17 protein-coding genes are annotated in these 22,987 nt (G+C 40.9%); 6 read left to right on the plus strand and 11 right to left on the minus strand.

What is annotated here, in order from left to right:
* Positions 1–108: 108 nt before the first annotated feature.
* The 3 genes from AC5JL8_RS32840 to AC5JL8_RS32850 are packed head-to-tail and all read right to left on the minus strand — an operon-like array spanning position 109 to position 4,350.
* Positions 109–306, minus strand: coding sequence for a hypothetical protein (locus tag AC5JL8_RS32840; RefSeq protein WP_495883878.1), 198 nt, complete (start codon positions 304–306; stop codon positions 109–111).
* The gene (locus AC5JL8_RS32845; protein WP_495883879.1) at positions 260–3,979 is read right to left on the minus strand and encodes a plasmid replication protein, CyRepA1 family; all 3,720 of its coding nucleotides are present in this window, start codon (positions 3,977–3,979) and stop codon (positions 260–262) included. The genes AC5JL8_RS32840 and AC5JL8_RS32845 overlap by 47 nt, the downstream gene beginning before the upstream one ends.
* Positions 3,976–4,350, minus strand: coding sequence for a hypothetical protein (locus AC5JL8_RS32850; protein WP_495883880.1), 375 nt, complete (start codon positions 4,348–4,350; stop codon positions 3,976–3,978). The genes AC5JL8_RS32845 and AC5JL8_RS32850 overlap by 4 nt, the downstream gene beginning before the upstream one ends.
* A gap of 843 nt (positions 4,351–5,193) precedes the next feature.
* On the opposite strand from AC5JL8_RS32850, the gene AC5JL8_RS32855 reads away from it, so the two are divergent.
* The 3 genes from AC5JL8_RS32855 to AC5JL8_RS32865 are packed head-to-tail and all read left to right on the plus strand — an operon-like array spanning position 5,194 to position 9,503.
* Positions 5,194–6,615: a helix-turn-helix domain-containing protein gene (locus AC5JL8_RS32855; RefSeq protein ID WP_495883881.1), complete on the plus strand. Its 1,422-nt coding sequence runs from the start codon at positions 5,194–5,196 to the stop codon at positions 6,613–6,615.
* Complete coding sequence (locus tag AC5JL8_RS32860; RefSeq protein ID WP_495883882.1) at positions 6,612–8,456, plus strand: protein kinase domain-containing protein; 1,845 nt, start codon at positions 6,612–6,614, stop codon at positions 8,454–8,456. The genes AC5JL8_RS32855 and AC5JL8_RS32860 overlap by 4 nt, the downstream gene beginning before the upstream one ends.
* Positions 8,457–8,498: 42 nt before the next feature.
* The gene (locus AC5JL8_RS32865) at positions 8,499–9,503 is read left to right on the plus strand and encodes a hypothetical protein (RefSeq protein WP_495883883.1); all 1,005 of its coding nucleotides are present in this window, start codon (positions 8,499–8,501) and stop codon (positions 9,501–9,503) included.
* Here AC5JL8_RS32865 and AC5JL8_RS32870 read toward each other — a convergent pair.
* The 6 genes from AC5JL8_RS32870 to AC5JL8_RS32895 all read right to left on the minus strand — a co-directional run bounded on the left by AC5JL8_RS32870 (position 9,464) and on the right by AC5JL8_RS32895 (position 17,641).
* Positions 9,464–11,911: a CHAT domain-containing protein gene (locus tag AC5JL8_RS32870; protein ID WP_495883884.1), complete on the minus strand. Its 2,448-nt coding sequence runs from the start codon at positions 11,909–11,911 to the stop codon at positions 9,464–9,466. The genes AC5JL8_RS32865 and AC5JL8_RS32870 overlap by 40 nt on opposite strands.
* Positions 11,912–11,974: 63 nt before the next feature.
* Positions 11,975–14,443, minus strand: a complete 2,469-nt coding sequence (locus tag AC5JL8_RS32875) for a two-partner secretion domain-containing protein (protein ID WP_495883885.1) — start codon at positions 14,441–14,443, stop codon at positions 11,975–11,977.
* 198 nt (positions 14,444–14,641) lie between these two features.
* Positions 14,642–15,106, minus strand: coding sequence for a GNAT family N-acetyltransferase (locus tag AC5JL8_RS32880; RefSeq protein WP_495883886.1), 465 nt, complete (start codon positions 15,104–15,106; stop codon positions 14,642–14,644).
* A 760-nt stretch (positions 15,107–15,866) separates the two neighbouring features.
* Positions 15,867–16,406: a hypothetical protein gene (locus AC5JL8_RS32885; RefSeq protein WP_495883887.1), complete on the minus strand. Its 540-nt coding sequence runs from the start codon at positions 16,404–16,406 to the stop codon at positions 15,867–15,869.
* 259 nt (positions 16,407–16,665) lie between these two features.
* Entirely contained in the window at positions 16,666–16,872 is a 207-nt protein-coding gene (locus AC5JL8_RS32890) for a hypothetical protein (RefSeq protein ID WP_495883888.1), read from the minus strand.
* A gap of 493 nt (positions 16,873–17,365) precedes the next feature.
* Positions 17,366–17,641 (minus strand): hypothetical protein, encoded by a 276-nt coding sequence (locus tag AC5JL8_RS32895; protein WP_495883889.1) that lies wholly within the window; start codon positions 17,639–17,641, stop codon positions 17,366–17,368.
* Positions 17,642–17,892: 251 nt separating this feature from the next.
* On the opposite strand from AC5JL8_RS32895, the gene AC5JL8_RS32900 reads away from it, so the two are divergent.
* Positions 17,893–18,804, plus strand: a complete 912-nt coding sequence (locus AC5JL8_RS32900) for a hypothetical protein (RefSeq protein ID WP_495883890.1) — start codon at positions 17,893–17,895, stop codon at positions 18,802–18,804.
* Positions 18,805–18,892: 88 nt separating this feature from the next.
* Here AC5JL8_RS32900 and AC5JL8_RS32905 read toward each other — a convergent pair whose 3' ends face one another.
* Together AC5JL8_RS32905 and AC5JL8_RS32910 are read right to left on the minus strand one after the other, a co-directional pair.
* Complete coding sequence (locus AC5JL8_RS32905) at positions 18,893–21,706, minus strand: CHAT domain-containing tetratricopeptide repeat protein (RefSeq protein ID WP_495883891.1); 2,814 nt, start codon at positions 21,704–21,706, stop codon at positions 18,893–18,895.
* 92 nt (positions 21,707–21,798) lie between these two features.
* On the minus strand, positions 21,799–21,948 hold the full coding sequence (locus AC5JL8_RS32910; protein ID WP_495883892.1) for a hypothetical protein: 150 nt from the start codon (positions 21,946–21,948) through the stop codon (positions 21,799–21,801).
* A gap of 220 nt (positions 21,949–22,168) precedes the next feature.
* Between AC5JL8_RS32910 and AC5JL8_RS32915 the strand changes: the two genes are divergently transcribed.
* A complete protein-coding gene (locus AC5JL8_RS32915) occupies positions 22,169–22,573 on the plus strand; it encodes a glycosyltransferase (RefSeq protein WP_495883893.1) in 405 nt (134 codons plus the stop codon).
* 56 nt (positions 22,574–22,629) lie between these two features.
* On the plus strand, positions 22,630–22,905 hold the full coding sequence (locus tag AC5JL8_RS32920; RefSeq protein ID WP_495883894.1) for a hypothetical protein: 276 nt from the start codon (positions 22,630–22,632) through the stop codon (positions 22,903–22,905).
* Positions 22,906–22,987: the final 82 nt, after the last annotated feature.

A 22,987-nucleotide genomic window follows, 5' to 3' on the forward strand; every position in this document is an offset into this window, starting at 1 on the left:
GGCATTTATTTTTGATCTTAGCTCGTCGTTAAAGATCCCAAATGGATTCTATAAGCCACATTCTCATAAGTAATTGTCTCACCATTAGCGCAGCGGCGATCGCTGTTGTTATCCTTCCATTGGCAACACCGACTCACTGAGCAAGGCGTAAAATTCCGGGACAGCTGCTTCCACTTGCCGTAACTCACTTGCTGCAAGTTCTTCCAACTCCAACACCGTCTCCCAGCGCAAATCAGTTGTCCATCGCTTAAGGATGGCTTTAATCGCGTCTACTCCTTGGGCAATGCCAGAGCGAAGGGTTTCCACGCAATGAAGTAGTGTAGTGCGATCGCACTCTGGAGCAGGGGGGCAGGGGAGAGGGGGAGCAGGGGAGAAAGATTCTTGCCCCTCTGCCCCCCTGCCCCCCTGCTTCTAAAGAAGGCGTAGTATCCCCCCCCTGACAATGGGAGATCCCTATACAATCATGGGGGGGGGTGGATACGGTGGTACTAAAAGGCTCAACTACATACCCAGCGTGGATTGTAGTAGTCTGCCAAGTAAACTTTGCGTGGTGGCAGGCTGGGGAGGCTGGGGAAGCTGGGGGGCTGGGGAGGGAGGAATTTTCTCCCCCTGCTCCCCCTGCTCCCCCCGCTACCTCTGCTCGACCTACACCGCAAAATTGGATCGGTGAACTAGTAGCCTGCTGTGAGCGTTTGGTGACACGATGAGCAATGACCTGCAATGCAAATTCCAATTGAGACTTTGATAACGAGTAAACTTTCACCTGTTGACCACGTTTACCCTGCTTACGGCAGGTCAACTTTAACCCCAACTGCTCTAATAAAGTCGCCAGTAGCCATATCGGTTCACAATCAACAGGGACAGTAAACCCAAGAATTGCTTTAATATGAGCAGCACAATTTTTGGCTCGCGCTGTCATATTTAACAGTTCGCTGTCAAGTGCAGTAACTTCGCCCCCGGCAATTAAACTTTTAAGAATGTCATGTAGTCCCAAGTTGAAACGGGCCAGCCACGGAGCAGAGTAATTGCCCCAATCAATGCACAAAGGTAAATTGTCCCGTTCGGCACGGTCTTTATCTGTGACAATGGTGGGTGGACTGGGGTATTCTCGTCCGGTGGCATCGTCTTTAATGAGTCCATCAGGTTGAGATGAAATTGCCTCAAGATCCGCGATCGCTCTAATTAAGCGACCGCCATCATCTAGTTCAACAAGTTCGGGTGTAACTTCCATGCCGTAAGCTGAGTGAATGCGGTATTTCTCACACTCAAAAACTTCAATCGGGGGCAGGTAATCTTTACTTTGGCGAGTGCGGTACTCACCGGCTGTAATATTATTAGCTCTGGCAACAGCCGAGTTGTAGGCGATGTCCAAAGCAGCAGCAGCTTGTTTAAGACGTTCGGTAGCTTTCGCATCATGCTCAGTATCTACTGAGACTATGGAATTGCCCATTTCAGTGAGTAGCGAACGCAAATCATCACGTAGATTATTGAGACAAGAGTGACGGTTAGCTTGAATTTGGCAGTAAGCCTCTAATGCCCAGTCTTTCTCAGCACCACGCTCGCCAGTTTGACGGTCTATTCTCAGTAGAAAAGCAGTCAAAGAGTTAGTTTGTAGCAATCTTTCTTTAATTTTGCGGGCGTTGGTATCTTTGTAACCGAACGGTGGAACAGGAGCTACCCAAACGTGAAAGGGGACTTTCGGGCGATAGCGGTAGAGTTGTTGGGCGCACTCAGTTGCAGTTTGAGAAACTCCATGAAATACACCAAATACCAAATCAAAATGATATTGGGCAATGTCTACCCCAGTTCCCAGGCTAGGAGAAGTCAGCAAGGCATCGAGGTTTTTAACGGCGTTAGTGATATCTTTGATGAAAGCAATGTTCTCTTCACTGCCAGAATTGTCTGAGTGAACAGACCAAATGCGTAATTTTGGGAAATGTTTGCTGTCAAGAGCGCTCTTTTGAGAATGTGTAGCTGATGCTGAATCGATTTGGGGCGATTGAGAATATATTTGCATGGCTAAAGATTGTTCGAGTTTCTTAATGAAACGCTTGGAGTCTGAAACTACCATGATTTTCTGCCCTGCCATTAGCGCTGCCGAGATTTGGGCAACTAGGGCGCTATTATTATTGCCTTCGTACCAGTAAATTGTGCGCTCTCCATTTCGCCACTCGTTCTTGACAATGTACGGAATTTCTCCCTTTGGTCGCATGGAGCGGAAAAAATCTACTGTAATATCATCCATGTGGGCATCAGCGATGACTACTAGTGGCGCGTTGTATATGATATACTCCAGCACTTCCAGTATTGCCGCGCGATGCTCCTTGCAAGTATTACTGTGCAGTAAATGGGTGAGATATTGGCAAGCCTCATCAATAAATATGCAGCCATAAGTCAGGGCTTGAGTGTTGAGCTTGTGCAGGCTATCAATAGTTATAGAGAGAGCTTGCGCCTGGGCTAAACCCACATAACCCAAGTCTGAGTACATTGCAGTTTCCAGACGCAGAGCCAGATTTTTCAGCAGATTGACGCGATGCCCATTATTGAGAAATCGTGCTTCTGGGTTTTGGTTACGCCACCAACGCATGAGTTCGGTTTTCCCTGTACCCATGTCACTCCACAGTACCAACAGCCCGGACATCGGTATCGATAAGATTTGTTTTTCCTCGCCAACAAGAGGAAAAGGGGCGTTTTGCAGGGAGCAAGGGGGAAAACCGGGACGGAGCTTGTACTCCGCCCAAGTTCGAGCGCCCTGAAAGGGCGGGGCTTGTACCGATGTTCCGCTACGCTCCACGCTCTTATAAAGGGCTTGTTCCCCCTGCTCCCTGCTCCCTTCCCCCTGCCTCTTCTGGTCAGCGTTTGGTTGACTGCTGTTTGGGTTCAAGCACTCAACTGAATTATCGGTTGCTGGCAACTCTACGCAAATCTGGGAGTGGTCAAGCTTGGATGTGTGTTGAGTCCCTTGCAGGGGTCTGGCTTGTTTTTTCACAAAAGCGTCTGACAGATACCTGACATGAACGCAAACATCGGGTTTATATTTGCTTAAACCCCATTTTCTAGCCCGATACGAACGCTGGTAATCTTTAAGGCTTTTTGCATCATCAATAATTGCAGTCAACAGAGCGTTGGCATCTTCGCCGCGACCAACCACGAAATCATCCACACCTTTTTCTGGCCCTGGCAGTAATGCAACTTCACACTTTCCACCCGCAGCAACAATTGCTCTACCTGTGCGAACAGTTGCTTGAAACACTGACCACCGGGTATTGGCTCTGGTTTCGTAGTCGAATAATATAATGAACTTGCGTCCCCTTTGAGCCATTGGTACTAAGTCAGGATGCAACCGTTCATCAAAATCTTGTTTCCCAACGCGCCCGTTCCAAATTCCCGGCAGCGCGATCGCCACAAATCCAAGAGAGAGCAAGCAAGCGGCTTTCTTCTCACCCTCGCATAATATTATTGGAATTTCTGGATGAGCAATTACCCATTCCCAAAACAGGCGTGGATTAAGTTGATCCAGCAAGCGCAGCGCTAAAAGTGAATGATAACGCTTAATGTTGTACCGTCGTGCAACTAAATCCCAAACTGGGTTAGCAACATCAAAATATGTAACACGGTTGGCGGTTTTGGGGGGCGACTCGTACTTAACGGGTTTACCTTTGTCCCAATCAATGCGGGGAAAGTTTGGTTTGATTCGTCCCCACTCCATTGGCTGCCAATTTTTGAAGGGGTCAAGCGACCCAATCCACGTCCCTCCCACCAAGAGATGCTGATACATTTTGATGTATGCATCCGTTACTCGACCTGCATTTTTGCGAGGAATTTTATCGGAGATAAACAGGTAATCGTAAACTGATTCTCCCTCTATGTGGAAAAAGTTGCGCTCGATCAAGGCAGGATGAATGGCGCTGCCCACCGCTAGCTCATGATACTCGGCTGCGGTGAGATTGTTTGGATATTCTATTGGGGCACTATTCATCTGCTCTCTCCTTGCAGTTCCTTGGAGAGACGCTGTATTTCCATTACCCTTGGGCCGAATGGCACGAAGATAAGCTCTTTGATCTGGAGAGACTGGGGGAGAAAAGAGTAATCATTAGTAACTCTTACTACTGCAATAGCCTTGAATACATTTATTTTTTTGTTTCCCCCAGCTTGTCTTAACAAATAACTAAACTTTGTGCCATCCCCCCTTGGGCAAATGCTCAATAATTCCTCAGATATTAGTAAAGGACTAGACAGGATATTTCTGAAATTCCTCTGTGCCACGGCAGCTTTGTGCTGTGGTAAGACTGCACTATCAGTCCCCACTCGCTCAACCACAACGCTCTTGCGGTTTTTGCTATTCTTCATGATATTTCCTCTGATAACTCGGTTTATGAGCTTCAAAGGGGGCTATTCGCGCTGCTACAGCTTTTAACCACAAAATTCGGAATTTCTCTTCTTAATCAAACTTAACTTTACATGAACTTAGGAATTTTGACAGCCAAAAAATACCACTAGAAATTGCGGAATTTCTGTGGACACCCTATATAATAGGGAAAGCAGCGCGGATTATACTCTTGGACAAATTTAGTGGAAATCAAGTCGCCAAACTATAAAGACCACTTTTTTGTACCTTCGAGATAAACTCCCGCTCTGGAGCTATATGGTTTTAATGCTCAGACGAAGCGCTACTCCTTAGTGGCGCTTTGTCCTTTTAATTTTTGATATTGTTGTATATTCACCTCCATTCTCCGCTTCAACTAGCCTTGATTTTACAGAACTTCTGTCCATCTTTTATCTAACGTTGTTTTGATTTTTAACTTCGGTTTTCTCCACATCTTTTTGCTTCAAGAACAATACAAAGGTTCATAATCTCCTCATATTTAGTGTGCTTAGCCAGTTTGGGCGGGGGTTTTGGCTCAAATAGTACAAACCGCAGTTAATAAGCGCAGCTATACTCTTGGGTAAAATTCTGGCAGATTTAGTCAATTTCACCCAAGAGCACCCAAGAGTGCGGTTCGACTGCAACTGTAAGAATGAACTTATAAATGCTTTTTACTAGCTAAGCATGTAGCATTTTAATCATATAGCCTACAAAGGAATTTTCCCCCCCTAACCAAAGTTAATAAATGTAACGCAATTAAGGGTTGATAAGGTTAAATACAAGTCAAATGAAATACACTAACGGTTGTAGTGCCGTTGTAGCTAAGCATGGACTCAAATAAAATTTTTGACATAGAGAAAGTATTGGAAATTTTGGACGAGCAAGTGCTTCAAAACGCTGGAAGGCATTTGAATCAAGCTGAGAGGGCTGTAATCAGAGGATCTTGGGATAGCAAAGAATATAAAGAAATAGCAAAGGATTTTGGATACAGCGTTTATTATTTACAGCAAGAAGTCGGGCCACCGTTATGGACAATGCTTTCAAAAGTTCTTGGAAATGGAATACAAGTAAAAAAAATAACTTTAAGAAATATTTTAATGAAAGTAGCAAAAGAGTATTATGTCAATTTAGAAGCATCTAAACTGGATAATGATTGTTTAGTAGGCAGGACTAGAATTTATGGGGAATTACCCAAAATAGCTTTTTTTTATGGTCGAGAAAAAGACATTAGCCATTTGAAAAAACAAATAAATACTTTTAAAAAGCGTTGTATAGCTATAACTGGAGTTGGAGGAGTTGGAAAAAGTTTAGTGGCGGCAAAATTAGTAGAAAAAATACTTTTAGAACATTCTAATGTGTATGAGTATGTAGTTTGGAAGAAAATTGAACGTTATTCATCAATTGATTCCGTTGTTAATGACCTAATTAATATTTTTGATTTAAAGTTTGATAAAGAAACTCTCCAACAAAAAATTTCTTTGTTGTTGCAAGAACTTTGTTTACATCGTTGTTTGTTAGTAATAGATGGATTTGAGAAGTTAATACAAGTAAAGAACTATGAGGAAAAATTAGAGTATGAAGATTTTCTAATTGGACTAACAAAGGAAGCTCATCAAAGCTGCCTGATTATAACAAGCCAAGTACCTTTAGAAGAAGTTGCTTGTATAACAACAGATTTACCTGTTGTATCTTTACGGCTGGAGGGGTTAGAGGAAGATGCAGCAATACAAATGCTTCATGAAAAAGGCTTGTCTGGAGAACAATGTAAAAATATAATTGAAATTTATCGTAGAAATCCATCAGCTTTGGAGGCAGTTGCTGACCGAATTAATCGTTTTTTTGGAGGAAGTGTCCAAAGATTTTTTGAGTATAGGACTACTTTAATCGAGCCGCGAATTCAAGTCATGCTAAATAGACAATTTGGGACACCTGGCTTTTTAAGTAATCTCCAAAGAGAAATAATGATTTATTTAGCAGAATCAACTTCAGATAACGGGATCACAATTCCCTTCTTTAAGCTAATTGATGATTTAAAAGAACGATATAGTTTAGAATTATCAATTTCTGAAGTAATAACAGCGATGGATATTTTAGAGCAACGATCTTTAGTTGAAAGTAGCCGGAAATCAACCAAACAAGAAGTTAGTTACAGCTTACAACCAGTTGTCAAGAAATATATTTTAGTCGATCCACTTGGTTTGGTACATAAAAGACTTGATAGAATACAAACAAGAGAAATCGCTCTGTGAGCTACTGTATAAATCCCCTTTGTAATGAACGCCAAAACCCTGATAATGCTGAAAATTGTCTGGGCTGTGGTAACTCCTTGTTAATAAACGGTCGCATTCGTTTGCTACGCCCGTTGACTTCTTTAAATGATGAATTGAGTTATACAGATGTCTTTGAGGTTGAAGATACTGGTACACAATCGCATCCAGAACCTCGAACAAGAGTGATGAAAGTATTATATTGGAACAATGAGTTTAAATATGTTGAGTTACTTCAAAGAGAATCATTTATATTACAGCTTCTTGACCATCCTGGAATTCCTAAGTCTAATAGAAAAGATTATTTTACTTTTATACTAAATGATAATATTTTAGAACTGCATTGCTTAGTAATGCAAAAATTTGAAGGAGATAATCTAGCTGAATGGGTAAAAATTTATGGACGGATTACTCAAGATGTTGCATTTGAATGGTTATTGCAATTAATTAATATCCTTGATAATGTGCATCGCTCTGGTTTTTTTCACAGAGATATTAAGCCAGAAAACATCATTTATCAACCAAACGGTAAATTAGCATTAGTCGATTTTGGTGGGGCACGCCAGATTACTAGAACTTACTTAATGAAAGTTAGTACTAGTGGAGGATCTAGTACAGGATTAGGTAGTGGGCACGAAATTACTGCCATCAGGACAGCTTGTTACTCTCCTTTGGAGCAAATTAATGGACAAGCTGTACCACAGTCAGACTTTTATGCTTTAGGTAGAACTTTTGTTTACTTGGTTACTGGTACTTCTTTAATTGGAATCAAAAGTAATGCGAAAACTGGAAAACTACTTTGGAGAGATAAAGCTCGTCATATAGATAAATCTATAGCAGATTTAATTGATGATTTAATGGCTCCTTTTCCAGGTCAGCGCCCACAAAATACTCAAATAATTTTACAGCGTTTAAAAAAACTTCCTTTACAAAGGAAAATTCAGAGAGTAATTAGGTCTAAAACATTTATAATTAGTGCTGCGATCACGTCTATGACTTTAGTAGGGTCTGGAGTTTTCAAAATAATTGTACCAGCACTAGCTAATGCTTTGGTAGCTCAAGGAGAAAGGTCAGAAGCAGCAAAGGATACTCAATCTGCACAAATTTTTTTTGGCTGGGCAATAAAAATAAATCCTTCAACTAAACTTGCTATCTCTAAGTATTATTTTTATAAAGCTTCTCGGAGTATAGATAATCCTAAAGTAGCAAAAAAGAATTATGAGCTTGCCGTCAAATATAACAACCAAGATATAGATGCTTATAATATTTTAGGAATAACGTGTCAGCAATTAGCAGATAACGAATGTGTAAAAAATGTCTATAAAAAGTTATTTGAATTAAAGCAGAATTATTGGCAAGGACACTATAATCTGGGAAGTTTTTATGATAGCCAAGGAGAGTATGAGTTAGCAGAGAAAGAATATAATATAGCTATTCAAAGTAGTAATGAAGCGGTATTAGCTATTAACAATTTGTCAAGACTCAAGATTAAAACTGGTGACTACAATACAGCAATTTCTTTAGCCAATAAGGGCTTGCAGAAAACTAAAGATCCAGTAACAAAAGCTGCATTATATAAGAATTTGGGCTGGGCTAGTTTGGAACAAAAGAAAATAAGTGATGCTGAAAAATATTTAGAAAGAGCAATTAGTTTAGACGTTCAAAGAATAGACGCTTATTGCCTACTATCTAAAGTACAAGAAGCGTTAGGTAAAATTGATGATAGTAGAATTTCTGTAGAAGTTTGTTTACTGGCTAAGTCTACAGATTCAGACATTTTTATTTGGAGACAAGAGTTACTAGATGGGTTATTGAAAAAATGATAATCTACTGAAAGGAACAATACTAAAACTAGAGAAACTTTTGTGAGAAAAAGTAAAAAATATTGGGCATCTTTCTGCTTAATTTGTTTAATGTTAACAGATATACCCTTGCTTGCAAGTGTACCGTTAAGAAGAATAAGGAGAGGCCAAATTCACTGTGATCCGATTGGCAGAATATTGGATCAAGGTGAGAAACGCTTAGATGCTAAAAGCTTGATTTGTGAAAAAGAAAGAATAGAAGTTTTGAATGGTGATTATATTAACTTTTTATGTTACAGTTCTGGCAAAATTTTAAAATTATCTAGTGGTGTTGTTTCAGACAAATGTCCTAAGACTCAAGCTATTAATGCTAATTGCAATCCTAGCAATATCGGGGTGTGCCTTCGTCCCAAAGGAGGCACAGAAGAGAGCGATGAGCCGACAATTATTTCTCCTTACAGTACTTCAACATTGAATCCTCGACCTGAAATCACTTGGGTTCCTGTTAAGGGTGCTACTTCTTACAAAGTTAAAGTCAGTAGTTACGAATTTGGCTGGCAAAAAGTTGTAAATCAAACTAGGCTTGCCTACCCAAGTGATGAAAAGGAACTTCAGCCAGGAAATGCATATACAATAGATGTTTTTGCTTACAAAGATGGGAATGTTATTAGTAATGATTCAACGGTTGTTAACCTATTGTCTGTAAGCTACCAAGAACAGATTGCTCTTACGATTAAACGCATTCAGGAATTAGGGCTACCCCCAGATGAAACTGTTCTTGATGTAGATGCTATCTATGCGTCAGAAAATCTTTTGAATGAAACGATAGAAATGCTGAAGGCACAAACAGCGACGACAACAGGTAGCCGAAATCCTACTCTTTATAGAGTACTAGGCGATCGTTATCTTGGGGCCTGGTTGCCAAATGAAGCTAAAAGGGAATATACAAATGCCTCTGAGTTAGCGAAAAGTAATAATAATTCAACAGAGTTACAAAAAGTCGAAGAGGGGCTAAAATTGTTGGAATTTTACAACCAACTTCCAACGAGCAGGAATGGTGCCCAGTAGTAAGGTTTCTGATATTGGGGATTTGACAATAAACTTAATTGTGCAAGTCTTACTGCTTCGGCTTTAGTCAAGCCATTGTTCAACCCTTTATAAAATTCTTGCATAAACAAAGCGGTAGAATTAGCATCCACGCGCCACAAAGTAGCGATAGTACTACGCGCACCTGCCTGGGCAGCTATTCCCGCGATGCCCATGGCTGACTGCTTGTTACCTTTTGCAGTTTCGCAGGCGCTCAGAACAAGTAACTCTATTGCATCTTGACTATTTTGAGTTTTACCTCTAATTAAGCTGTCAAAATCTTTAATATTAATTACCTTGTCATAAGCTACCAGTACTGTTTTGAGTGGGTCAGAACTGAATTGACCGTGGGTAGTAATATGTACAATAGGAAAATTATTTTCAGTCAGTTCTTCTTTGAATCTTTTAAAGGTAAATTTCTCGTCTAACAAGACTACTGAAGATTTAGTTTGTTTCTGAACGTGTTCTACTTCTTGTTTAGATTGTGGCAAATCATTCATGCCTTTAGGGGCATTTGGATCTTTATAGCTGGGACTGGGTTTAGAAATCCCAGCAATTAAAGCTATCATCTGATTTTTAAGCAAAGATTTTGGTTGTCGGATTTTAGAGCCTAAAGTTTCCGCAATACTGTAATGCTTTATTAGATAATCTTTTCCATCATATAGCAATGCCATTGGTAAACTTTGAAAAGATTTATCTAAAGTGAATACCAGTGTTCCTGATTGAGGCAAATATCTTTTAATTGGTGCGATTAAACTTTCATAGATTGCTTGAGAATAAGAAATGATAACACTTTCTCGAGTGTAGGCAAACTTTTCACTTTGCAATGTTTTCAGAAGATGATCTACATTAAAGCGAACTAACTTAGAGTCAACAGAATGGTGGTGAAGTAAACCATCTGAGGACTGTACAATTATTTCTATAGTATCGCCCAAATCAATAATATGAACTAGTGTAGGGGCGCTATTGAGGTTTTGAAGCTGATTTAAAGCAACAAGGTCAAGCTTACCGCACCGCAAAAAGTTTTCTAACCGTGCAATTTGCAACCCTTCATTTATCTGTATTACTCGTTTTAAATCAGGATGAGGAGATCTTAAGAGTAATCGCATATAATTGCGATATGTCGGTTCCATCTCCTCTTGAAAAGAGAACTCTAAATCTCTATTATTTGACAAAAGGCTATCACGAATTTGAGTCATATTTGCGATCGCTGCATCATAATTCTCAATTGCTAGCTTACTTTTTCCCTGCTTGTGATAAATTAATCCCAACTGCTGCTGCCATTGGTAGGCGATATCCGAAGCCCGAATTGATTGAGCTAGCCCTAAAGCCTTGTTAAAATATGCTTGCGATTTTTCTACTTTAGTTTCTAATTTACCCAAAGTACCAAAACTATATGATAACCAACGTATACTATTAATCCTTTGAGCAATTTGGAGAGCTAATTTAGTATATCGAATCGCTACTGATTTTAGCTGTTCATCTGCAATCTGGCTTAGGTTATTAGCAAAGTTCAGTCTAGCATGAATAGATAGCTCAGGTGATAATTGGGAAAAGGCAGAAGAGTTTTCATTTATTTGATTCACTAATGTTCGTATTTGCTGATTAATTTGAGTATGAAGATTTGCTTTTTCCGGTTCATCTCTAAGCCATTTTTCCCAACTTATCAGTAAAGTCAAATGATTTAACTGAGCTTGCAGTTTAGCTTTTTCTGATATATTTGGAAGATTTTCCAACAGTTGATAATGCTCTAATGATTTCTGCGCCTTTTGAGGAATAATATTAGCAATCTGCTCTTTAAAAATTGGTTCCTCTACCCATGAATATTTATCTTGTAACTGCTGGTAAATTGACTGCTCAATATTAGCTATAGACAGATAGATACTACTAACATTTTCTGATGATACTTGTTTAGCCAGCGTTAATGTTTCTTCTAAAACTATTGAAGATTCGTTTAGCTTACCTAACAGACGCAAGACTTCTCCTAAATTTTGCAATCCGGCTAAGTTAACTGATGTTGGGTTCTGCTTACCAATTACTGTTGTTAGCTGCTCTTTCTGAAAAAAGTTAATTTGCTGCGGTGTAGTGTCGCAAATCCTTAAGTTTCCATCCAACTTTAAAGCCTTTAAAAGTGTATTGCAAGCTTGTTTATATAAACCTAGAGCTTGTAGAGCCAAATTTTGATTAATCAGGCTCTCTTTAATACCGTCTTGATCGTTCAGTTGACGATAAATTTTTGTAGATTCCTCCCAACTCTTAAGAGCTTCATTCGCTTGATCTAGAGCTAAGTGCTCGTGGCCCTTTTCAGTCAAGAACGCTGCCTGATTTTGCTGTGATTCTTTTTTTCCAGTCTGGGCAGATGAAGATGAGTGAATTGCAATTATAGACAAGACTAGAAGGCTTGAAAATAGATATTTAAAGCAACATTGAGGTAAGATCATTTTTAGATTTTTTTATCCCTGAAACGCTGAAAAACAAGAACTTGCAGACAGCGAAGTATCAAGAAAGGCTGCATTTGCTTGGTCTGTCGTCAACACTAAATTACCCTGAGCATCCCGAATCAAAGTGTTGGCTTCTATAATTTGTGTGGGTTGGTTACTTGTTAATGGTTTTGGATTGTGTGAATTATTAACAGCTTGACCTGGAAGAAAGTTATTTCGCTCGACATTGTTATACATCAGGTCGTTAGGCTTGGATTGTGGGCTGCGAGTAGTATTAACTATAAAACTACTTACTCCTGTGTCTGCTCGTCCCTGACAAACTGAGGTTACTTGAGGGGCTACTGGAATTGTTTCTGTTGCTACCTTAATGCTATTAGAATTAATTGGAAGACCATTGATTTGAACCGTACCGTTGATTCCAAACTGAGAGCTTGCTTCAACTCGGCTATTACGGGAGAAGAAGAACCCATTATCAACATTGATTAGAACATTTCCGCCACGTCCTCCAAAAGTGTTGGCTGTGATAGTGCTACTTCCCAAACTAAATAAAACGTCTGTATCAATGGTGATGTTTCCACCATCACTATTAGTGCCTTGCTGTCCAGCAGTTGAAGAGATAATGCCATTGCTTAGACGAAATAGCCCTGATATGATATCAATATCACCCCCCTGACCAATGGCAGTAGTTGCTGTAATACCTCCGTTGTTTGTGATGTTGACTGTATTGGCATCAATTTTAAGTTTTCCTGCATTACCGGAGCCGCTATTTCCGACACTAACTTTAGCGCTATTTGTAACGCTTAAGTGATTAGTATTAATCGTTACGTCTCCAGATTTTCCAGAAGGCTTCAGTGGAAGTCTGAATAACTTTTGTAAGGTTGGAGCAATGATGTTAGCAGATGATACTATCAAGCTAAGCTCCCCAGAACCGGACATTGTACCGCTCACCTCTAGGTTTTTCAAGGCATTGATAGTAATACTTCCTCCATTGCCACTTGCTAATGTAGAAGCATCAATTAGTCCTCCATCCCTGACACTCAAGTTTGATGTATTGATTGTTAGATTACCTGCGTCGCCAGCATTTAAAGCTGTGGTAGAAATATTTGATGCTTGAAATATCATTGGCGCGTATCCTATTACTGCTACGGAATCAATAGCATCTACAGTAATATTTCCTCCTTTGCCAGTTCCAAAAGTAGAAGATGTCAGAGCACCTCCTCCTGTAATAAACAACTTCCCTGTTGACACCGCAATGTTGCCCACATCTCCAGAACTAAAAGTTGCGGCACTGATGAGACTGAAAACACTAGAATTAAGAGGCGAAACTCCAATCAAATCTACATAATCAGAAGCATTCACAACTATATTGCCAGTTCTTGCAGCACCAAAGGTTAAAGAACTTATTTGCCCTCCATTGCGGAGAATTAACTTTGGAGTTGAGATTAGGATATCTCCAGCTTTGCCAAATCCCAAAGTTTCATTCCGCAAGCTGCCAGCAATCATGGCAACTGGATCAGTACCACTTACTTCTAAGGACTCCGAAGTATTTACGTTTAATGTCCCTCCTGGCAGTAATCCTTGATTTTGAATTAAGGTTACTGAGCCATCAGTAAGCGTAACCTTGTGTCCTTGTATCTGTATAGAACCAGAACCAATACCACTAGCATCAGCTAGAGCGCGTCTTAATAAGGAAATGTCTTGAAAAGAAGATACATTTTTATACTCCAAATTCCAGCCAGAGGTTGTTGGAGTAATGTTGACTAGACCGTTATTACCGACACTACCCAGTTCGATCCGCCCTCCTTCTGCTGTGATCGTACCACCTTCTAAAATTAAATTACCGCCAACAAGCGCTAGAGTCCTTCCTGGCTGTACTCGTAAACCTGTTAAATTGTTATTCCTAACAACTGGTGAGAATGCTAAACCAGTTAGATTATGACCTGTACCTTGAAGGCGAATTATTCCTGTATTACTGCTATATTGCAAGCCCATTGGTAAATTGATGCTTAGCAACGGAGTAGAATGAGGATTCGTAGCACTAAACTCCAAACTATCTGCAAACTTCAGGCTACTAGCTGTACTGGCTAAAAACGAACCGCCAATATCCAAACGTGCATTCTGACCAAAAATAATCCCACTAGGATTAATTAGAAAAAAGTTAGCCTTACCGTTTGCTCGGAGGATGCCATCAATATTAGAAATTGACCCGCCAGTGACTCGATTAATAATATTCTCAACATCCAGAGGATTGTTAAAATAAGCGGTACTCCCATTAGTTAACGAAAACTTTTCAAAGCTGTGGAATAGGTTACTTCCTGCTTGTGTGCCTCCTTCGATAATCCTGGTATTTCCTTCTAGTTTTGTGCTCGTGCTTTGAGGTAAAGTCGTGTCTGGAATAATTTGAGCTTCAGAAACAAAATTTGTCGATAAAAAAAGAAATACTGAGCCTATAGCAGCATTTATTAAATTAGTGTATTTCATCGTATTTATAAACTTACCTCTAAATATAAAGATTATTGCAAAATTATTTAATTAGCTTTTCTATCTGACTTTGTTTGAATAAACAAGTATTAATGCTAACTTTCTCCAAGACTAGTCTCTAACTTTTTCTACACTTGATCTGGAGATCAAAAGCTTTAACAAAATGACGAGTAGACCTTAACCTGGTATCGATTAGTGTTAACCTGGGTCTTGATACTTCATAAATAGTACAAAGGCCTTAAGTAAACTCTTCCTCAATTGAGATAGCTGAAATTTAGGCTTGAGTGATAACGGTAAGTCCTTAAAGGTAACAGGCACAAAGCCTCTTCGTCTGTAAAACTCTGCCAGTCCAGGCTTTAAGCATTTTAAATAAAGCGGTTGAGTAGCTTGAGCGATTAAATGCTGGACTAAAAAAGTCCCTAAGCCACGATTTCGCCAAGCTGGTGCAACAAATAAACTGCCTAGTTCTTGCGCCGAGTGAAATTTTCGTAGCTGTCCGAAGGCTATTAAACGCCCATCACATTCAATGATCCAAAATTGCTGCCATCTTAGTTGGCTGGGGTCAAGCCTTGCTCTAAATACCACAAATATAATTAACCAGATATCATGAGGCACGGCCTTGCGAAGAGTACACTCAGGCGGTAATGAAAAATCGCACTGCATTATCTATCTAAACCTAATTGGGCAATCCACTACATCAGAAAAAAGACATTGAATTTTGCTAAAAATGCAAAATCATTTTTTGGTAATAAAAAGATATTATAGAATTCGTTGAGCAATAATACATTGTCAAAATCCTGATTTTGTCTCGGAATTTAAGAGTTAATCATCGAATATCAAGATTCTATCGATATAAATTACTTATATATTAAGGGAGTAATTATGTAATAAAGATATACATCTAAATATATGAAAAGGATGGAGAAGATAATTAAAAAATCATTGGTATAGATTTAAGTTTTTAGAAAGATGATAAAAATAAACAAATTATCTATACTTATGCAATTGGTCATGTTCTGGCATGAGTAGCACTGGCATCTTAAAATCAAAGACGACGCTACTAACACTTAACGCCGCTCTCGCGCACCCCTAAAGCTTCACGCACTTACCTTTTAAAAAAATCTAAGCACATAAACGTAGTTGAAATTTATGCTCACTTTGTAACCAGAGGCTTTCGCTAGTTCCTTAAAATTCTGAGCAGGCATACTGATACCCCTTGATGACCCAAGTGCGTTAGCCAGCAACTTTCGCAGCATCGCACCAATCAAAATTTAGATTGATGCCGCGTCAATCACATATTCTTCATTCGGCGTTGCATAAATGCGGGATGAATTGAGATTTTTGACAAAAGCCAAAGATTGATTCTTCGCGTCTATGCGTCTTTGCACGAAACAAAATTCATCCCATTAATCAGCAACGCCCTTCATTCTTCGTCTTCTTCCCAATCTGTGGAGTCTTCATCCTGTTGATGGGCTAGACGTTGTACGCGTAAACAGTAGAGGTCAGTAGCAATGGCTGTGGCTGCTCCAATAATTGCACCAACAAATACAGAAACAATGATGGGTTTCCAATCACCCTTCCAAAGGGCAGTGCTGTTGAAACTAGCCAGCAGAATGTATGCAACGATGGCAACTATTATATTGATGCTAGACCACACAACTGATTTAGGGACACGTTGCCTTTTGAGAACAATCGACTGTATCAGTGCAATGCTCGCACCCAGGAGAATCGCAAAAATTCCAAAAATGAGCGCGAGATCTCGTGTTTTTAACAGATCAAGCTGGAAGGAAAACAATACCGAGAAAGCGACGATGCTTGCAACAAATAAACCAACCAAAAGGGCAAAGGAATTGGCAAGCGTCCACCAGCCCCATTCAAGGCCGAGCCGAGCCATTAATATCTTATCTTGAACAAAAATCATTGTTGTCCACAGAAGAAGCGCTGCCCAAATAAAACCGTCCATTGACTTGCGGTAGTATGACAAATATTTTCAGAATAAGCCAAAACAGATATAGGACGCACAACTTCTCAGGCAAACGATTGCGCGTGCCTCTTGCGAGGAGCTACGCTAACGCGTAGCGTCCCGGAGGGAACTAATAGTCCACCACAGAGATTATGACAGGTGTGATCGTTTTCACGTTCCCTTCTCGCTATGTGTGACTTGAAGAAGATTTTGGACAGATTTTGGAAGGAGAAGTTGGACAAGTTGCAAGCTGAAAGAGTTATAACTTCGTTAAGGGATTAATCAAGCGATCGCAACTTTGGATAAAGAAAATGGACATAATAACAAAAATGGAAGAAGGATATGGACGCAAATCCATATAAATAATACTCAGATGCCAACTTTTCTCTAAATCCTGGGATTTCTTACAGCGTTGCGATCGCTTGCCGCCCTTGGCATCGCTATTAGCAAAACCTTTATCTTGCATATAGGGAGATAGTTTGAGCAGTTTAGCTTTCTTTTATGTTATTTTTTGGACGTTTTTGGAACGTAAAGTTGGACATACATTTTTGGATGGTAAAGGTGGACAACCTGTCCAAAATCTTCTTCAAGTCACACTATGCTAAGGAGTCAGTCCCACCTGTAAAAAATTGCGTGGCGAAGTACTAGGGCAGTGCCATGCGGCAATCATGCTTGAGGGCAAGTTTAGCTGTATTTTTACCGCACAACTATTCAACTGGTGCAAATACAAGGATAAAAATTGTCTGACTAAATTCTTGAAAGCTATAACTTCTAGAAGCATTGCTAGGCAAGAATAAAAATATACTAAAATTATCTATAATCTCTTCATATTTTCAAATATATAATTAAGAGCAATAAAATACTGAGAATAGTTAAGGCTCCCCAACACATCAAGTAGTTGTGTGCGAAAACTATTGCAACTCAGACAAAAGCACGGCGAGTTGTTGCAACTGATAATATCAATCACACAAACCATCAACACGCAACTCGCGCCAGATATCAGAAGCTTGCCAACCGCCAGAGTTAGCAACAGATCTGATTGTGGGATATTCAAGCACCGGAGCGTAGCTAGTGAAATATTCTGGGGCAAGGCTTTCTACATCTACATCTGGCTGCTGCTCAATAACAGGTTCGGAAGTAATGGCGGTATCAACTGGAGAAACTTCCTCTGGTGCTGGCTGTCTAGCAAGTGATTTCTTAAGAGTTAGGATTTCAGATTTTTTGGTGGGTTTCATGCCTTGATAATGATTTTGGGCCAGGGAGACAAATGTAACATTAAATCGAAACCAGGTTAATGCCCCATTGTTAAAGATAATGTAATTTGTTCGGACAGTTAAATAAAGTAATTGACGGTAAATGCAAAGATATAAGAAGTGAATAAAAACCCCAACCACAGTAAAGGGATGGGGAATAGGTAAAATAAGATTATTACCATGATCATACAACTAAATACCTGTTCAACCACCTTCACACAGGAGGTGGGGCAATGAACAAACCCCCCTCTCGCAAGAAGGTCACTCCTGCTGCTTCTACTCCTCCAAAGCCACCGCTAGACCAACAGGTGCAGGACAATCCAGGCTCAGTTACTATTGATGTGGCAGCGCTTGAAGTTCGAGAATTGACTTCTGAGGAGCAGCGCGATCGCCTGCATTTGGAGCGCAAGGTAGAAAGGGCGTTCTATGAAGCAGGGAAGGCGCTCATGGAGTTGCGCGATCGCAGGCTGTACCGTTCCACGCATAAAACATTTGAGGAGTATTGCCGGGATCGCTTTGGCTACAGCCGTCGCCAGCCTTATCTTTTAATGGATGCGGCAGTGGTGTTTGAGAATTTAAAACAAAAATGTGATCCAATGGATCACATTTTGCCTACGTCGGAACGACAAGTGCGACCTCTGATACAGCTAGAAGCACAAGAGCAACAACAAGTATGGCAGCAAGCAGTAGAAGTTGCAGGCAATAAAATTCCCTCTGGTCGCATAGTCCAAGATATTGTAGACAGGATTCGAGAAAGAACTCCTATCCCAAATCCCTACAGAAAGGGCGAAATCTGCATTCTCGTACCTAAAGACAACCCAGACTTGCGAGGTAAAGGCGGTTATTGGGGAGTGGTTACTCATGTTGGTGAATACAGTTGCACACTCCAGACCTGGGACGGGGACTATACAGTAAAAATCGAACACCTGAAATCTCTGGAATTGCTAGATGAAGATTGCCTCTTTATGCAACAGCTATGTATGCGGTTGCGGCAGTTGAATGCAGTGGCCAGCCGTGACCCGTCAGTAGATTGGCTGTTGCAGGGGTTGGGTAAGCAAGCCAAACCTTATCTGTCTTCGTTGCAGGCGAAGCTGTTGGTGGCAGTGGAGAAGGAGTATAAGATTGAGTGGAAACAGAAGAAGTGATGTGGAATAAGTTGCTGTAGTCGAGCGATCGCTTTTGCCAACGCTGCTGGACGAACACTTTATTGCAAGCAAGCATTAAAATCTTTGTTTACTTACTGCTCAACGGTGTCCAGTTACCAGAAGGAACAAACGCTGCCCAAAATTGTGGATGCTGATATTGCTCAGTGTTGAGCATTTCCAACTGTGTAGCACGCAAAGCCTCATGTCTGCCAAGACCGACTTTTAAATTCTGGTAATACTTCACCATTAAATCTTTAGTCGCGGCATCATCCACAAGCCATAGACTCAACACTTGAGATTGCGAACCAGCCATTACCAAAGCACGTCGCAATCCATAAACACCATCGCCAACGCGCACATCACCCTTACCAGTGTCACAAGCTGACAGGACAACTAACTCGGTGGATTGCAAATCTAAACCAGCCACTTCTAACGCTGTTAACACACCATCATCATTACCGTTAGTTACTTGTTTGCGTTTATTGAACCCAGCCAAAGCTAACCCGGAACGCAACAAGGGATTCTCAATATTGATAATTCTCGGTTGACGGGGTGTTAATTCTAATTCTGGTGAAGCGTTAATATCTTGTTTGCCATCAGCAATGAAAAAACCATGAGTAGCTAAATGTAAAATACTGGGACTTTGTAGTTGTTTGACTGCGGTTTCTGTAGCATCTTGACCTAACAGCACTTTCGCATTAGGTAAAAGTTTTTTGATGGCTGTGGCTTCATCTTTAGTAGCAGCTAAAGCTTGAAATTTTAAGGTGGCTAGCTCACCAGAGCGACGATTTTGAGAACCTCGTGAAGGGGATACTTTAGCAGAGGCTACAGTTGGCGAGGAGTTGTTGTAATCAATATCTGCCAACACAAGGGGCGCAGAAGCATTGTTAACATTTGATTGGAAACGCAACAAATCCCGTCCACTGGTGAGGTAAGAAAAAGCGTAACGCTCAATCAGGAATTTATCTTGCTCATCAATGAATGCTTCAAAGGGAATTAATGTTAATTCCCCATCAGGAGAAATCAAAATATGACGCGCATCACCTAATAAAGGACGAATGGGTGCGATTAATTTTTCGTATATAGTGCGGGCGAGTTTTTTAATTGGTCTACCTGTTGCTAAGTCTGCTCTAAAATCTACAGCTAATTTATTAATTTCTGCTACTTCGCCTAAATCAACCCATTTGGGTTCACCCCTTGAGCGTAACACCGCCGCAGCATAACGCGGCTGACCCCAGTATTGAGCATTTGTCTTGGCTTTAACGTTGACAGGTCGATACTGTACAATTTCTACCAAGGCTGCATCAGTGGGTATTTTGGCTTGAATGGCTGTTAACGCAACTGGTTGAGTATGAGAGCGGAATTCGGCACTTTTAGCACTAATAGCTGTTTCTAATTTTTCTTTTTGGGCTTCTAGTTGCTCAAGCCCAGTTTTCGGGTTAGCAGTTTGTTTCCCTAAATCAGAGAAAACTAAGGCTGAGAGTTGTTGTTGTACTTGCAGCCATTGAGTAAATAATTTTTGAGTTTCGGGGTTGCTGTCAAGTTGAGCGCGTAATATTTGGATGCTGTCAGCAACAGCATCTAACACCAGCCCTTTGCGGCGGAGTACGGTAGTTAAAGCTAAGGAAGCTGCTGTTTCTTGATTGAGTGCTTCTTGCAGGGATAGAGAAATGGTACGATACGTTGTCCTACTAAAAGTTCTCACATAGTCCTGTTTTCTTTGTTCTGAGCCGACAGCAAAAATCAAATTGAAATTTTGTGCTTCAACTTCTAACCCACGGCGTAAAAAATCGGTTGTACGAGTAATGTCACCTTGTGAGAGATATAGTGCAGCTAAATTATTCAAGCTATTGGCGACCAAGGGATGAATATTACCCAATACTTTCTCATAAATAGCGAATGAGCGTTGATACAGAGGTTCTGCCTGTTGATATTTTCCCTGTAAGTGATACATTAGAGCCAAATTATTCAAGCTAGAGGCGAAATCGGGGTGAACATTCCCTAGCACCTTCTCTCTAATAGTGAATGAGCGTTGATACAGAGGTTCTGCCTGTTGATATTTTCCCTGTAAGCGATATAGTTCAGCCAAATTATTTAAGCTAGCAGCAACTGAGGGGTGAACATTCCCTAGCACCTTCTCTCTAATAGCGAGTGAGTGTTGATACAGAGGTTCTGCCTGTTGATATTTTCCCTGTGCCTGATACAGTGCAGCCAAATTATTCAAACTAGAGGCGACAGAGAGGTGTTCTTTACCTAGCACCTTCTCATAGATAGTCAGAGAGCGTTGATACAGAGGTTCTGCCTGTTGATAATTTCCCTGTGCCTGATACAGTGCAGCCAAATTATTCAAGCTAGAGGCGACAGAGAGGTGTTCTTTACCTAGCACCTTCTCATAGATAGCGAGTGAGCGTTGATACAGAGGTTCTGCCTGTTGATATTTTCCCTGTAAGCGATATAGTATAGCCAAATTATTCAAGCTAGTAGCGACATCAGGATGAACATTCCCCAGCACCTTCTCTCTAATAGTGAGTGAGCGTTGATACAAAGGTTCTGCCTGTTGATAATTTCCCTGTAAGCGATATAGTTCAGCCAAATTATTCAAGCTAGAGGCGAAATCGGGGTGAACATTACCCAATACCTTCTCTCTAATAGCGAGTGAGCGTTCTGCTTTGGGGATAGCGGTAGTGTATTTCCCTTCTTGGTATAACTTAATTACTTGCTCATTCAGGTTTTCAGCTTCCTTTAAAGCTGCTTGCTGCTCTTGTGAATATACAGGAGCTTGCTGTTGCCCTATCCCTGGAACTGGCACACTTAAAAGTAGCCCTGTTGTCATCGCAACTGTTGTTGTCCAAGGTGCTAGACTCCTAAGCGCAGCATTAATCGCACTGAATAACTTTTTCACAGTTAACTCACCAGCTTTTCGGTTTGACTATGAAGTAAATCATGCTGTGAGCAGCACTTTTCGGACGGTTTTACGTTATATAAGTACAAGATTTAGATCAAACTGGGGATACCGGGATACCACATCGCGGAGAAATTAGGCTTACCCTGCTTTTTTGCATCAGTTCTGCCGTTGACTCCCACAGGAATGTTTGGATTTTTGAGATTCGCTCGACCAACAAAAAATCCGCTCAAGAAAGTCATCAATTATGCCAGCTACTTGATTGCAGAGTTGCTCTACTGGCAAAAGTATCGAAAACTGCTGAATGAGTTTAGAACCTCTACGCTGAACTTGCCCACACTGCCGTTTTTGGGCAGTCGGTTTAGACGTAAAACCCCGGCTAACGTAGCACGAATCCCCGTGTTATATGGGTTTAGCCCGCACGTTATCCCAAGACCAAAGGATTGGCCAGCATGGGTGTACGTGACTGGGTTCTGGTTTATCGACCGTGCCGACGAATACGAAGACGAGGCTCCCGACGAACTGCTAGATTTTCTGGGGCGAAAGCAAGCACCTCTATGCTTTGGATTCGGCAGTATGACCATGCCCAATCCAGAGTATCTCACACACTATATTGTGGAAGCCTTAAAGAAAACGCGTCAAGGCGGCATTATATTGTCAGGCTGGGGTCGGGTTGGAAGAACAGTCAATCCCAAGGATTCGCTACGAGTGTTTACGATAAGCGATGTTCCCCATGATTGGCTGCTGCCTCAAGTGTCAGCAATGGTTCACCACGGAGGAGCAAGTACGACGGCGGCAGTATTACGAGCAGGGATACCAAATCAATTCGCAATTACCAGTTCGCAATTCGCAATTTTCTCTCACTGAAAGGTTAAAACCCAAAAAACTAGCCAATTATTCAATTAGATGAGTGCGTATTTTAATTGCGAATTGCGGATTGCGAATTGCGAATTGAAGAAGTACCCTTCTTTGCAGATCAGCCAGTTTGGGGACAAAAGTTAGCAAAACTAGGAGTCAGCCCTCAACTGATACCGTACAAGGAAGTCTCAGAAGAAACTCTAGCGGCAGCGATTGAAGCTGTATTGGGTGATGAGGCGATGCAGTTAAAAGCCCAGGAGTTAGGGGAGAAGATTCGGAGTGAAGATGGGGTGGCAAATGCTGTTAACGCTTTTCATCGGCATTTGGGATTGATTGAGTAAGTTAAGTTACTATGGAATGCGCGCTCATTCAAGGGGCGACAATCGCCTGTAAACCAAGCCAGCTAAAGGTTTTGGGCTTACA

The organism is Mojavia sp., from assembly GCF_059505145.1.

Bases quoted from the DNA above. Each gene is read 5' to 3' on its own strand.
- AC5JL8_RS32845 (WP_495883879.1), bottom strand. From the start codon at position 3,979: ATGAATAGTGCCCCAATAGAATATCCAAACAATCTCACCGCAGCCGAG.
- AC5JL8_RS32850 (WP_495883880.1), bottom strand. From the start codon at position 4,350: ATGAAGAATAGCAAAAACCGCAAGAGCGTTGTGGTTGAGCGAGTGGGG.
- AC5JL8_RS32855 (WP_495883881.1), top strand. From the start codon at position 5,194: ATGGACTCAAATAAAATTTTTGACATAGAGAAAGTATTGGAAATTTTG.
- AC5JL8_RS32875 (WP_495883885.1), bottom strand. From the start codon at position 14,443: ATGAAATACACTAATTTAATAAATGCTGCTATAGGCTCAGTATTTCTT.
- AC5JL8_RS32880 (WP_495883886.1), bottom strand. From the start codon at position 15,106: ATGCAGTGCGATTTTTCATTACCGCCTGAGTGTACTCTTCGCAAGGCC.
- AC5JL8_RS32885 (WP_495883887.1), bottom strand. From the start codon at position 16,406: ATGGACGGTTTTATTTGGGCAGCGCTTCTTCTGTGGACAACAATGATT.
- AC5JL8_RS32890 (WP_495883888.1), bottom strand. From the start codon at position 16,872: ATGCAAGATAAAGGTTTTGCTAATAGCGATGCCAAGGGCGGCAAGCGA.
- AC5JL8_RS32895 (WP_495883889.1), bottom strand. From the start codon at position 17,641: ATGAAACCCACCAAAAAATCTGAAATCCTAACTCTTAAGAAATCACTT.
- AC5JL8_RS32900 (WP_495883890.1), top strand. From the start codon at position 17,893: ATGAACAAACCCCCCTCTCGCAAGAAGGTCACTCCTGCTGCTTCTACT.
- AC5JL8_RS32910 (WP_495883892.1), bottom strand. From the start codon at position 21,948: ATGACTTTCTTGAGCGGATTTTTTGTTGGTCGAGCGAATCTCAAAAAT.